Annotated in this window: 10 protein-coding genes; 5 read left to right on the forward strand and 5 right to left on the reverse strand. The window is 57.0% G+C overall.

What is annotated here, in order from left to right; translation table 11 throughout:
• The first annotated feature begins 45 nt into the window (after positions 1–45).
• From NG653_RS05415 to NG653_RS05425, 3 genes are all read left to right on the forward strand, one after another.
• The gene (locus NG653_RS05415; protein WP_252740661.1) at positions 46–699 is read left to right on the forward strand and encodes a CoA transferase subunit B; all 654 of its coding nucleotides are present in this window, start codon (positions 46–48) and stop codon (positions 697–699) included.
• Positions 700–1,051: 352 nt separating this feature from the next.
• Positions 1,052–1,570: a GNAT family N-acetyltransferase gene (locus NG653_RS05420; RefSeq protein ID WP_252740662.1), complete on the forward strand. Its 519-nt coding sequence runs from the start codon at positions 1,052–1,054 to the stop codon at positions 1,568–1,570.
• Positions 1,571–1,610: 40 nt separating this feature from the next.
• Positions 1,611–2,765 carry a serine hydrolase domain-containing protein gene (locus NG653_RS05425; protein WP_252740663.1) on the forward strand — a complete coding sequence of 385 codons (1,155 nt, stop codon included), beginning with the start codon at positions 1,611–1,613 and terminating at the stop codon, positions 2,763–2,765.
• Here NG653_RS05425 and NG653_RS05430 read toward each other — a convergent pair.
• From NG653_RS05430 to NG653_RS05450, 5 genes are all read right to left on the reverse strand, one after another.
• On the reverse strand, positions 2,762–3,910 hold the full coding sequence (locus NG653_RS05430) for a methionine aminotransferase (RefSeq protein ID WP_370281070.1): 1,149 nt from the start codon (positions 3,908–3,910) through the stop codon (positions 2,762–2,764). The genes NG653_RS05425 and NG653_RS05430 overlap by 4 nt on opposite strands.
• A gap of 75 nt (positions 3,911–3,985) precedes the next feature.
• The gene (locus NG653_RS05435) at positions 3,986–4,732 is read right to left on the reverse strand and encodes a succinate dehydrogenase/fumarate reductase iron-sulfur subunit (RefSeq protein WP_252740664.1); all 747 of its coding nucleotides are present in this window, start codon (positions 4,730–4,732) and stop codon (positions 3,986–3,988) included.
• 63 nt (positions 4,733–4,795) lie between these two features.
• Positions 4,796–6,799 carry a fumarate reductase/succinate dehydrogenase flavoprotein subunit gene (locus NG653_RS05440; RefSeq protein WP_252740665.1) on the reverse strand — a complete coding sequence of 668 codons (2,004 nt, stop codon included), beginning with the start codon at positions 6,797–6,799 and terminating at the stop codon, positions 4,796–4,798.
• A gap of 2 nt (positions 6,800–6,801) precedes the next feature.
• Positions 6,802–7,470 carry a succinate dehydrogenase cytochrome b subunit gene (locus tag NG653_RS05445; protein ID WP_252740666.1) on the reverse strand — a complete coding sequence of 223 codons (669 nt, stop codon included), beginning with the start codon at positions 7,468–7,470 and terminating at the stop codon, positions 6,802–6,804.
• A 119-nt stretch (positions 7,471–7,589) separates the two neighbouring features.
• Complete coding sequence (locus tag NG653_RS05450) at positions 7,590–10,439, reverse strand: glycosyl hydrolase (protein ID WP_252740667.1); 2,850 nt, start codon at positions 10,437–10,439, stop codon at positions 7,590–7,592.
• A gap of 111 nt (positions 10,440–10,550) precedes the next feature.
• On the opposite strand from NG653_RS05450, the gene NG653_RS05455 reads away from it, so the two are divergent.
• On the forward strand, positions 10,551–10,835 hold the full coding sequence (locus NG653_RS05455; protein ID WP_252740668.1) for a hypothetical protein: 285 nt from the start codon (positions 10,551–10,553) through the stop codon (positions 10,833–10,835).
• A gap of 85 nt (positions 10,836–10,920) precedes the next feature.
• Positions 10,921–12,216 (forward strand): aminopeptidase P family protein, encoded by a 1,296-nt coding sequence (locus tag NG653_RS05460; protein ID WP_252740669.1) that lies wholly within the window; start codon positions 10,921–10,923, stop codon positions 12,214–12,216.
• The last annotated feature ends 108 nt before the right edge of the window (positions 12,217–12,324 follow it).

Below are 12,324 nucleotides of genomic sequence, written 5' to 3' on the forward strand. Positions count from 1 at the left end.
AGGGTTTCACGTCAAATTTGCTAATTGCCAAATTCGCTAAATGATATGCTCGATAAAAACGGAATAGCCAAACGGATTGCCCGGGAAGTCAGGGACGGATACTATGTCAACCTGGGGATCGGAATCCCCACCCTGGTAGCCAATTTTGTGCGGGACGATATAGAGGTCGAATTCCAGAGTGAGAACGGGGTACTCGGGATGGGACCCTTTCCCTTTGATGGGGAGGAGGACCCGGACCTGATCAATGCCGGAAAGCAGACCATAACGACCCTGCCCGGGGCCTCTTTCTTCGATTCTGCCATGAGTTTTTCCATGATCAGGGGGCAGCATGTGGACCTCACCATCCTGGGCGCCATGGAAGTGGCTGAGAATGGGGATATCGCCAACTGGAAGATACCGGGGAAAATGGTCAAGGGGATGGGAGGGGCCATGGACCTGGTCGCTTCCGCCGAAAACATCATTGTGGCCATGATGCACACCAACAAGGCCGGGGAATCAAAATTGCTCAAACGTTGCACCCTTCCCCTTACCGGGGTACAATGCGTAAAGAAGATCGTCACCAACCTGGCGGTGATGGAAATCACCCCTGAAGGGTTCCTCTTGCTCGAAAGGGCCCCCGGGGTCTCCGTAGAAGAGATCAGGAAGGCCACCGAGGGCAGGTTGGTCGTGCCCGCCGATGTGCCCGAGATGGCCCTCTGAGCGCCTTTCGGGTTCCGCAGAAATCATTCCCGACCCCTTTTGCAACAATTTGGCAGGGGTTGACAACAATCTTTCGGCTTTTTGGGAGGCGTTTCCTACTTTCGGGCGTAACCAAATCAGGGCATGGAGCCAGATGTCCTTAAACCCCGAAAGCCATGGAATCCGAATCCCACCAAATGAACGACCCGCAGGAGATCCAGGTGTATCGCAATGATTTCATCAGCGGCATCCTCCTTCTGGCACGGAAACTTTTCATGCTGTAACGGTCCGAAACAAGATTTTTAAAAGCCTCCCGGCGCATTCCGGGGGGCTTTTTTTATGGCCAACAGAAGTGTTTCCTTACCTTAGACCTGTGGAAAATGCGACCCTCAGACTGTGTGGCGCCGGGGACCTGGAGGCGCTGGCATCCCTGTCAAGGGAGACCTTTACCCATGCCTTTGCCGCCCTGAACAACCCCCTGGATTTTCAGCAGCATTTGGAGGAGGCCTTTAATCCGGAAAGGCTCAGGGCAGAACTTGGGAACCCGGATACCCGGTTTTATTTCCTGTATTCTGCCTCACAGCTGGCCGGGTATATGAAAGTCAATGTGGGGCAGGCCCAGACGGAACTCCGGGAACCGGAAGGCATGGAAGTAGAGCGCCTTTACGTTATTGCAGAATTCCAGGGAAGGGGCCTGGGTGCCTGGATGCTGCAGCAGGCAGGGGATTTGGCCCGGAAGGAAGGAAAGCGATACCTCTGGCTGGGGGTATGGGAAGAGAATCTTGCAGCCATCCGCTTCTACAAACGCCACGGATTTGCTATTTTTGATAAACACCCGTACTACGTTGGGACCGACCGGCAGATGGACTGGATGATGCGACTGGACCTGTAGGCCAGCCGTTGCGGCATATCACACCTTCAACTAAATTCTTATGACAAAAAAAGGTATTGTACTGTGGGCATTGCTGCCCTTTTTCCTCGGCGGCTTTGCCCAGGAAGCGTATTTCCCCCCGGCGGGGGGCACATGGGAACAAAGGAACCCGAAGGAATCCGGCCTGGACCCCGATGCCCTGCAGGAAGCCGTGAAATTTGCAGGGGAGCATGAATACTCAGGCCCCCGGGACCTGCGCCTGGCCATCCTCAAGGGCTTCGAACGGGAGCCCTACCACGAAATCCTCGGCCCGGTGAAGGAGCGGGGAGGACCCGCCGGCATGATCCTTAAAAAAGGCTATGTAGTAGCTTCCTGGGGCGATACCCGCCGGGTGGACATGACCTTCAGCGTCACAAAGAGTTTCCTTTCCACAGTGGCAGGGCTGGCCCGCGATAAGGGGTTGCTGCAGTCCACAGGGGACCGGGTGGCAACCTACCTCTGGGATGGCACCTTTGAAGGGGAGCACAACGGCAAGATCACCTGGGCCCACTTGTTGCAGCAAAATTCCGATTGGTCGGGCACCCTTTGGGGTGGACACGACTGGGCCGACCGTCCCCCGGCGGAAGGCGGTATCGATGACTGGAAGTATCGCCCCCTGAGGGAACCGGGCACGGTGATGGAGTATAACGACGTTCGCGTAAATGTGCTGGCATACGCCCTGACCCACCTGTGGCGCCAGCCCCTGCCGACGGTACTGAAGCGGGAACTCATGGACCCGATAGGGGCTTCCACCACCTGGCGCTGGTTTGGATACGACCACGCCTGGACCGTCATCGACGGCTACCGGATGCAATCGGTCACGGGCGGCGGGCACTCGGGCGGCGGGATTTTCATCAATACCGAAGACATGGCCCGTTTTGGCCTGCTATTCCTGAACCAGGGAACCTGGGACGGGCGGCAACTCCTTAGCCCGGAATGGATCCGGGAAGCGACCACCCCTTCCACCCCCAACCCCAATTACGGCTACATGTGGTGGCTGAACGGCGGGGGGGAGCGCGAATGGCCTGGGGTTCCTGAAACGGTGTATTATGCCGCCGGGTTCGGGGGAAATTTCATTGTGGTGGCCCCGGAAGAAGAGGTCGTTATGGTCCTCCGGTGGCTGGAGCCGTCCCAAATCGGGGAGTTTGTAAGGAAGGTCTTTGCGGCCCTGCCTTAAAGGCGGCGCAGGATTTCGGCAGCCCTAAGCAGGGTATCGCGGGTTTTCGCAAAACAAAAGCGCAATTGGCGGTGGTCTTCCCGGTTCAGGTTGAAAACTGAAATCGGGATGCTGGCCACGCCTACTTCCCGCGCCAGGTATTCCGAAAATGCCAGGTCCCCTTCCGAACTGATAGCGGAATAGTCCAGTAGCTGGAAGTAGGTGCCTTTGGCCGGGGTAAACCGGAACCGGGACCCTTCGAGGGCCGACAGGAACAGGTCGCGCTTTTTCTGGAAGAAACCCCCCAGGGTTTCATAGTGGGAAGCATTCTCCATATAGGCCGCCAGGGCGTGTTGTGCCGGGTGGTTTACGGAGAAGATGAGCAGTTCGTGGAGCTTCCGGAACTCCCGCATCAGGGCTGCAGGGGCCAGGCAGTACCCCATTTTCCAACCGGTAATATGGAAGGTCTTGCCAAATGAGGCGCAGACGAAGGACCGTTCCCTGAGGCCGGGAAACCGGCAGACACTCTGGTGCGTGTCCCCGTCAAAGACCAGGTGCTGGTATACCTCATCGCTCAGGACGAGAACATCGGTGGGCCGCAGCAGGGTATCGAGGGCCTGCAAGTCGTCCCTGGTCAGCACCGTGCCGGTAGGGTTGTGGGGGCTGTTCAGGATGACCATTCGGGTTTTCGTGGAGAGGGCGGAGGCAAAGGCTTCCCAGTCGATCCGGAAATCGGGCCCCTGCAGTTGCAGCAATACCGGCACGCCCCCCTGGGCCCTGACGGCGGGTTCGTAGCTGTCGTAGGCCGGTTTGAAGATGATGACCTCATCGCCCGGAAAAACCGAGCAGGCAATGGCTGCGTACAGGGCTTCCGTAGCCCCGGCCGTAATGGTTATTTCCTTATCGGGGTCATACTCCGCCCCGTACAGGGAGGAAGTCATCTTCGCAACGGCTTCCCTTAAGGCGGGAATGCCCGCCATGGGGGCATACTGGTTGTGATTTTGTTCCAGGGCCTCCTGCATCAGGCGGATTAGTTCCGGGGCCACGCCAAAATCCGGGAACCCCTGCGACAGGTTGATCGCCCCGGTGTCGGAAGCCATCTGGCTCATTTTAGTGAAAATGGAGGCCTCCTGGCCAGGCAATTTGGAGGGGGGTTGTAGGGTCACGGCAACAGGGTTTTATTAAAAATAAAAAATCCCGGCTGTATGGGCGCCGGGATTCTTTTTTCATGCGGGCAGGAATTACCCTTTGGCGGAGGCCATCAGGTATTCCCGGTTCATGCGGGCGATGTTTTCCAGGGAGATCCCTTTGGGGCATTCCACCTCGCAGGCCCCGGTATTGGTGCAGTTTCCAAAGCCTTCCAGGTCCATTTGCTTCACCATGTTCAATACCCGGTCTGTCGCTTCAATCTGCCCCTGCGGGAGCAGGGCAAACTGGGAAACCTTGGCGGCCGTAAACAGCATGGCGCTGGCATTCTTGCAGGCGGCCACACAGGCCCCGCAGCCTATACAAGTGGCAGCGGCAAAAGATTCGTCTGCTTTTTCCTTTTCGATCGGGATGGCATTGGCATCCACCGTATGGCCAGAGGTATTCACGGAAATATATCCGCCGGCCTGCTGGATGCGGTCAAAGGAACTCCGGTCGACCATCAGGTCTTTGATCACCGGGAAGGCGCTGGCCCGGAAGGGCTCGATCACAATCGTGTCCCCGTCTTTGAATTTGCGCATGTGCAACTGGCAGGTAGTGATCAACCGGTCCGGCCCGTGGGGTTCCCCGTTGATCATCAGGGAGCAGGAGCCGCAAATGCCCTCACGGCAGTCGTGGTCAAAAACCACGGGGTCTTCCCCTTTGGCGATCAATTGCTCGTTCAACACGTCCAGCATTTCCAAAAACGACATATCGCCCTCGATGCCGCTGATGGGATAGTCCACCAGGGAACCCCGGGAAGCGCTGTTGTTCTGCCGCCAGATTTTCAAGAGTAAGTTCATAGCTGTTCTTTTTTGGCATGCCGGCCCTGGCGCAGGGAGCGCCCAAACGCGGCACAGGAGATCCTATTTATAGCTTCTGGTTTTGACTTCAACGTTTTCGAATACCAGCGTTTCCTTGTGGAGCCTGGCATCGGCAGGGTTGCCGGTATATTCCCAGGCCGATACATAATTATACTTCTTATCATCCCGGAGGGCTTCCCCGTCAGGGGTCTGGTATTCCTCGCGGAAGTGGCCCCCGCACGATTCATTCCGGTCCAGGGCGTCCTTGGCAAAAAGTTCCCCCAATTCCAGGAAATCGGCCACGCGGCCGGCTTTTTCAAGCTCGGTGTTCATGCCTTCCATACTTCCGGGGACCTTTACGTTTTCCAGGAAGTCCTTCCGCAATTCGGCAATTTCTTTCATGGCCTCCTTGAGCCCGGATTCATTCCTGGACATCCCGCACTTGTTCCACATGATCTTGCCCAGCTTTTTGTGGTAGTAGTCCACGGAGTGCGTGCCTGTGGTTTGGAAGAACCGCCCCAACCGCTCCCTGACCTCGGCCTCGGTCTGGTCAAATGCCTCGCTGTCGGTGGGGATGGCCCCGGTGCGGATATCTTTCGACAGGTAGTCCCCGATGGTGTAGGGAAGCACGAAATATCCGTCAGCCAACCCCTGCATGAGGGCGGAGGCCCCCAGGCGGTTTGCCCCGTGGTCGCTGAAGTTCGCCTCCCCGGTGCAATAGCAGCCCGGGATGGTGGTTTGCAAGTTGTAATCGACCCACAGTCCCCCCATAGTGTAGTGCACTGCGGGATAGATCATCATGGGCGTTTTATACGGGTTTTCATCTACGATTTTCTCATACATCTGGAACAGGTTCCCGTACTTGGCGGCAATTACTTCTTCCCCAAGGGCGGTTACGGTTTCCTTGTCCGGGTCCTGGAGGCCCATGGTCAGGGCTTTTTCCCTCCCGTACCGGGCAATGGCCGCAGAAAAATCGAGATAAACCGCTTCCCCGGTTTTGTTGACCCCAAACCCGGCATCGCAACGCTCTTTGGCCGCACGGGAGGCGACATCTCTGGGGACGAGGTTCCCGAAGGCGGGGTAACGGCGCTCGAGGTAATAGTCGCGGTCTTCTTCCGCGATTTGGGTGGGCTTGAGCCTCCCTTCCCGGATGGCTTTGGCATCCTCCAGGTTTTTGGGTACCCAGATGCGCCCGTCGTTCCGGAGCGATTCAGACATCAGGGTAAGCTTCGACTGGTGGTCGCCGGAAACCGGGATGCAGGTCGGGTGGATTTGCGTAAAGCAGGGGTTGGCAAAAAAGGCCCCCCTGCGGTGTGCCCTCCAGGCGGCCGTTACATTGCTGCCCATGGCGTTGGTTGAAAGGAAGAATACGTTTCCGTAGCCCCCCGAAGCGAGGACCACGGCATGGGCCGAATGGCGTTCGAGTTTCCCGGTGACCAGGTCTCGGGCGATGATCCCCCGGGCCTTGCCATCGACCAGGACCAAATCGAGCATTTCGTGCCGGGTGTAGGATTTGATCTTTCCCCGGTGGATTTGCCGGTTCATGGCCGCATAGGCACCCAGCAGCAGCTGCTGCCCGGTTTGGCCTTTGGCGTAGAAGGTGCGGGAAACCAGTACCCCCCCAAAAGAGCGGTTGTCGAGCAGCCCGCCGTATTCCCGGGCAAATGGCACGCCCTGGGCCACGCACTGGTCGATGATATTCACCGACTCCTCGGCCAGGCGGTAGACGTTGGCCTCGCGGGAGCGGTAGTCACCCCCTTTGATGGTGTCGTAGAACAGGCGGTAGGGGCTGTCCCCGTCGCCCTGGTAGTTCTTTGCGGCATTAATCCCCCCCTGGGCGGCAATGCTGTGGGCACGCCTTGGGGAATCCTGGTAACAAAACGTCTTGACGTTGTATCCCAATTCCGCCAGGGTGGCCGCCGCGGAGGCCCCGGCCAGCCCGGTCCCGACAATAATGATGTCGATGTTTCGCTTATTGGCGGGGTTTACCAGGTTGATCTCGTTCTTGTGCCTGGTCCACTTATCGGCCAGGGGGCCTGAAGGCACTTTTGAATCCAGAATTCCCATACTTAATGCGTTATCGGGTTTAAATGATGAAAGAGGGCGATGAAGATGAACAGCAGGGGCACCACAATGGCATAAAGGCGGGTGAAACTGCGGATCGCCGGGGAGTACTTGTTATTGAGGCCCATGCTCTGGAAGGAAGAGGCGAAGCCGTGCCACAGGTGCAGGGCCAGCAAAACGAAAGAAATCACATAGAGGACCGTCCTCCAGAGGGGGGCAAATTTTTCAACGGTTTCCTCAAAGTACCGGGTCGGGTCTTCGGGGTTGGCTTCCACGAACTTATAATTTATCTCATGCAACCAGAAGTCGTACATATGCAGGCCCAGGAAGGCGAGCACCACCAAGCCACTGAGAATCATGTTCCTGGAAACCCACGGGGCATTGGCACTTCCCCTGTACTGGTTATACCGCACCGGACGGGCCTTCCGGTTCTGAAACTCCAGGACTATACCCATAACGAAGTGCACGACGACCCCGGCGATCAGGATGGGCTGCATCAGGAATTGCACCACAGGGTTATACCCCATGAAATGCGACCATGCATTGAAGGTCTCCGGACTGATCACCGAACTCATGTTGATGGTGACGTGCAGGGCCAGGAAGAGCACCAGGAAAAGGCCTGAAAGGGCCATAACGACCTTCCTGGCAATGGATGATTTGGCGAATCCGCTCATAAGTAGTCAGTTTTTTCAGCGATCACAAAAATAGGCTACAACCCACTCAATAACAAACTTTGCCCGGGTTTCTCTTGCACAGGGTTAACGTGTTCTGTCAGGCCTGTCTCCAGGGGCCGCTATTTGATCTCAAATTTCCTCTTTTCCGTGCTTTTGCCGAGCTCGATCACCACTTCATAAGTCCCCTTTGGAAGGTAGGTCTTCCCGTTGCCCGCCTCTTTCACCGGGGTCTTATATTTGGACAGGTAGTCTTTTTTGCCCGATTTTGAGAAGGCCACGTCATAGGAAATGGTATTGAAGCCCGGGTCGGCCTGCATTTCGGTTTCACTGACCACAATCCCGTCTGTGGTGAGTACCTGCGCCCTGACGGCCCCTCCTTTGCTGCTGTAAAACGGGATTTCCAGGCCCGGGGTATTGGGGGTGCCCCAGGACCACCATGAATCCCCCCAACGTTGGGAATGCCTCAGGTCTTCGAGGTCGAAGGCGACGAGCTCCTCCGCCATCCGGCTGCTTTTCAGGGCTTGAAGGGGGGCGATGTCGGCTTTGTAAATGCTGCGCCCATGGGTGCCGACCAGCAGGTGTTTCGCTTCGTGTTGCACAACCAAGTCGTGAACGGCAACGTGCGGCATGCCATTTTGCATCAGGTTCCAGGAGGCCCCCCGGTCGAGGGAAACGTATAGCCCGTTATCGGTGCCCACAAACAGTAGGTCCTCGTTTGCGGGGTCCTCAAGAATCACGTTTACAGGCGAAAACGGGAGGCCCCCGGCCAGGGTTTTCCAGGTTTTTCCGAAGTCTTCGCTCACGTAAACATAAGGGGTGAAGTCATCCCACCGGTAGCCGTTCAGGGATACATATACCCGGCCTTCTTTATGGGCGGAGGCAGCGACGCGGCTTACCCAAAGCCCTTTGGGGAAGCTGTCGGAGATCCGCTTCCAGGTAACGCCGCCATCGGGGCTCAGGTGCACCAGGCCATCATCGCTGCCCGTATACAACAGCCCAAACCGGAAGGGAGATTCGGAAAGGGTTGTCAGGGTCCCGTAGGATACATTGCCTTTTTTCCCGCCCTCGGTAAGGTCCCCCGAAATCGCGGTCCATTCCCGGCCCTGGTCCATGGACCGGTGGAGGAGGTTACTCCCGAAGTAGACGATGTCCTGGTTGTGGGGCGAAAGCAAAATGGGGGACTGCCAGTTGAACCGGTAGGGGGATTCTCCCAGGGAATGCTTCGGCTGGATAGGGGTTCGTTCGCCGGAGGACAAATCGAGACGGTAATAATTCCCGAACTGGAAGCCGGTGTAAACGATGTTGGGGTTGCGGGAATCGATTTGCACCTGCATGCCGTCGCCCCCCAGGATTTCCTTCCAGGGGTACTGGCCCGATTGGTGCCACTCCACCGATTCTTTCGCGTTGTGCGGGCCTTTCCAGACCCCGTTGTCCTGCAAACCGCCATAGACGTTATAGGGTTTCTGGTGGTCTACATTGATGGCGTAGAATTGCCCGACCGAAGGGGTGTTGTTCTTGATCCAGTGCGCCCCGGCGTCATAGGAAATGTTCACCCCCCCGTCATTCCCGTTGATCACGTGCCCTTCCAGGGACGGATTGATCCACAGGGCGTGGTGGTCGGCGTGCACGTTGTCGCCGTTGACGGAGGTAAAGGTCTTCCCCCCGTCATCGGAGCGTAGGATGGGGACCCCGGCGATATACACCTGGTTTTTGTCATAAGGGGCCACCCGAACCAGGCCGAAGTAATACCCATAGCTGTAATACAGGTCGTCGAGGAACCCATCGTGGGTCTTTTTCCAGGTTTTTCCGCCGTCCTCGCTTAGGTACACCTCGGCCCCGATGACGGGGGTGTCAAAAAGGAGGGAATTGGCGTCTTCGAGGTAGGCAGCGAGGTCTTCAGGTTTAACGGTCCCGTTTCGGACCATGTCCTTTACGCTATCGGCCTTATACTTCTCCGGGAACCCGTTTTCTTTCAGGAAGGTGCCCAATTTTCCATTGTCCAGCTCAAGGAAGGCCTTTGCTGACATGCCTTTGAAAGTTTCCTTGGTGAGCTTGTCCGTATCCGCTTCTTCCCCTGCTTTCTCCTCGCGCCGGAACTGGTTGTCGAGGATGGCGTAGACGGTATTGGCGTCAAATGCGGCCAGGCCGATGCGGCCGACCCCTTCCCCGGTAGGGAAGCCGGAACCTTCCCGCGTAAGCAGTTGCCAGGTATTGCCGCCATCCACACTCTTGTAAATGCCGGAACCCGGGCCGTTCCCCTTGAAGTTCCAGGCTTTCCGGTCCTTTTCCCAGGCAGCGGCATAGAGCACCCGGGGGTTGTCCGGGGCGGCCACCAGGTCGATAAAGCCCGTGCCCTCATCCACAAAAAGGGTCTTTTTCCAGGTGACGCCCCCATCCACAGTTTTGTAGATGCCGCGTTCCGCATTGGGGGAATACAGGTGCCCCGCCACCGCCACGGTGGCCTCCATTGGATTGTCCGGGGCGATCAGGATGCGGCCGATATGGTGCGAATCGGGCAACCCGGCAAATTCCCAGGTTTGGCCCCCGTTTCCTGAACGGTAGATACCGACCCCTGCATAGGAAGAGCGGGAGGCATTGCTTTCCCCCGTACCCACGTACACGGTCCGGCTTGGCCAGTGCACCGCCACGGCCCCGATATTCTGTGTGGGGGTGTTATCCATAACCGGTTCGAAGGAAATCCCGTTGTTATTCGTATACCAAAGCCCCCCGGAGGCATAGGCGACGTAGAATTCCGAGGGTTTTTCAGGGTTGACGGAGAGGTCGACCACGCGACCGCTCATCACGGTGGGGCCGATATTTTCCAGGACCAGGTTTTTCACCAGGGAAGTGGCCTTCATGGAGGCCTGTTGCTGCAGGGCCTCCACCACGCTGGAGGCGGGTGTCGGCTGGGTTTGGGCAGTTGCGAAAGCAATGCTGCAAACGCTCAGGAAAAAAGTCAGGACTTTCATAATAAACAGGAAGGATAGGGGTTGATTTATGGGTTCATGTACTGGTATACAGACTTCCCACAGGCTTTTTTTGGTACTTTAGGGAAGATTAACCGAATAAAACTACAAATTATGCAAGAGTATCTGCCCCTGATAATCCAATTAATTTCCGGGGCCTTAGGCGGAAACCTCGCCGGAAAATTGTTCGGCAACCTTTCCCTGGGGGTCCTGGGGAATTCCCTCGCCGGAATCCTGGGGGGCGGCCTCGGGGGGTTAGTGCTCGGAGCCTTTGGCCTGGGGGAACCCATGGCTGCCATGGATGTTGCATCCATCCTGGGGAGCGTGGCGGGTGGCGGCGTGGGCGGTGTCCTGATCATGGCAGTGATCGGCGCCCTGAAAAAGACTTTTGTTAGGTGAAACCCCTGGTTGAAACCGGGAAGAAGGGCCCGGAAGGGTCTTGTTTTCTTCCCCGGCGGAACCGTACCTTTGAAAAAAACCAAGTATGAAATACCACCCTATTGATTCCCGGCTTTTTGTCCGTAACCGGCAAAAATTCATGTCGCATATGCAGGCTGGGAGCCTGGCTGTTTTTAATTCCAACGATATATACCCCATCAGTGCCGACAGCACCATGCCGTTCCAGCAGCAGCGCGACCTGTTTTACCTCAGCGGCGTGGACCAGGAGGAAACCATCCTGTTACTATTCCCCGATGCCCTGGACGTGAAACACCGCGAAGTGTTGTTTGTCAGGGAAACCAATGACCATATCGCCATATGGGAGGGGGAGAAACTGACAAAGGAGCGGGCCTTTGCCGTGTCTGGCATCCGCACGGTGTACTGGCTGAAGGAATTCGACAAGGTCTTTTTTGACCTGATGACCGAGGCGTCCACCATTTATTTCAATACCAATGAACATTACCGGCAGGCGGTGGAAACCGAGACGCGCGAGGCCCGTTTCATCAGGGCCTGCAAGGAAAAGTTCCCCGCCCACCAGGTGGCCAAGAGCAACCCCATCCTCCAGGAAATCCGGGGGGTCAAGGAACCCGGGGAAATCGACCTGATGCGCACCGCCTGCGGCATTACGGAAAAAGGCTTCAGGAGGGTGCTGGGCTTTGTCAAACCCGGGGTCTGGGAATACGAGATCGAGGCGGAATTCCTCCATGAGTTTATCCGGAACCGCTCCAGGGGGTTTGCCTATACCCCTATTATCGCCTCCGGGAACAATGCCAACGTGCTGCACTATATCGAGAACAACCAGCAGTGCCGCGACGGGGACCTCATCCTGATGGACGTGGGCGCGGAATACGCCAACTATTCCAGCGACATGACCCGGACAATCCCGGTAAACGGGCGGTTCACCAAACGGCAAAAGCAGGTATACCAATCGGTATTACGGATAAAGGACGAGGCTACCAGCATGCTGGTGCCCGGTACCCTCTGGGCGGAATACCATAAGGAAGTCGGCAAGGTCATGACTTCGGAACTCCTGGGCCTGGGCCTGTTGGACAAGGCCGATGTGCAAAACGAGAACCCCGACTGGCCGGCCTACAAGAAATTCTTCATGCACGGCACCAGCCACCATATCGGCCTGGACACCCACGACTACGGGCAACTCAAGACTCCCATGAAGCCCAATATGGTCTTTACCGTGGAACCCGGAATCTACATCCCCCAGGAGGGGATGGGCATCCGCCTGGAAGACGATGTGGTCATACAGGAAAGTGGGCCGCCGGTCAATTTAATGGGGAACATCCCGATCCTGCCCGACGAGATCGAGGCGCTTATGAATGGGGGGTAGGCTATAGTGGGCAGCAGGTAGTCGTAGTTTACCGCAAGGGATCAACGTTCAAACTTGCCTGTGGGAGGAAGGATTTACAAGCCCTGGGCTCCACTAGGACAGGTCCCT

It is taken from the genome of Robiginitalea marina (assembly GCF_024006985.1).
In the GTDB taxonomy this organism is placed as follows: Bacteria; Bacteroidota; Bacteroidia; order Flavobacteriales; family Flavobacteriaceae; genus Robiginitalea; species Robiginitalea marina.

Coding starts and splice junctions, on each gene's coding strand:
- NG653_RS05460 (WP_252740669.1), top strand. CDS start 10,921: ATGAAATACCACCCTATTGATTCCCGGCTTTTTGTCCGTAACCGGCAA.
- NG653_RS05425 (WP_252740663.1), top strand. CDS start 1,611: ATGACAAAAAAAGGTATTGTACTGTGGGCATTGCTGCCCTTTTTCCTC.
- NG653_RS05445 (WP_252740666.1), bottom strand. CDS start 7,470: ATGAGCGGATTCGCCAAATCATCCATTGCCAGGAAGGTCGTTATGGCC.
- NG653_RS05440 (WP_252740665.1), bottom strand. CDS start 6,799: ATGGGAATTCTGGATTCAAAAGTGCCTTCAGGCCCCCTGGCCGATAAG.
- NG653_RS05450 (WP_252740667.1), bottom strand. CDS start 10,439: ATGAAAGTCCTGACTTTTTTCCTGAGCGTTTGCAGCATTGCTTTCGCA.
- NG653_RS05415 (WP_252740661.1), top strand. CDS start 46: ATGCTCGATAAAAACGGAATAGCCAAACGGATTGCCCGGGAAGTCAGG.
- NG653_RS05435 (WP_252740664.1), bottom strand. CDS start 4,732: ATGAACTTACTCTTGAAAATCTGGCGGCAGAACAACAGCGCTTCCCGG.
- NG653_RS05455 (WP_252740668.1), top strand. CDS start 10,551: ATGCAAGAGTATCTGCCCCTGATAATCCAATTAATTTCCGGGGCCTTA.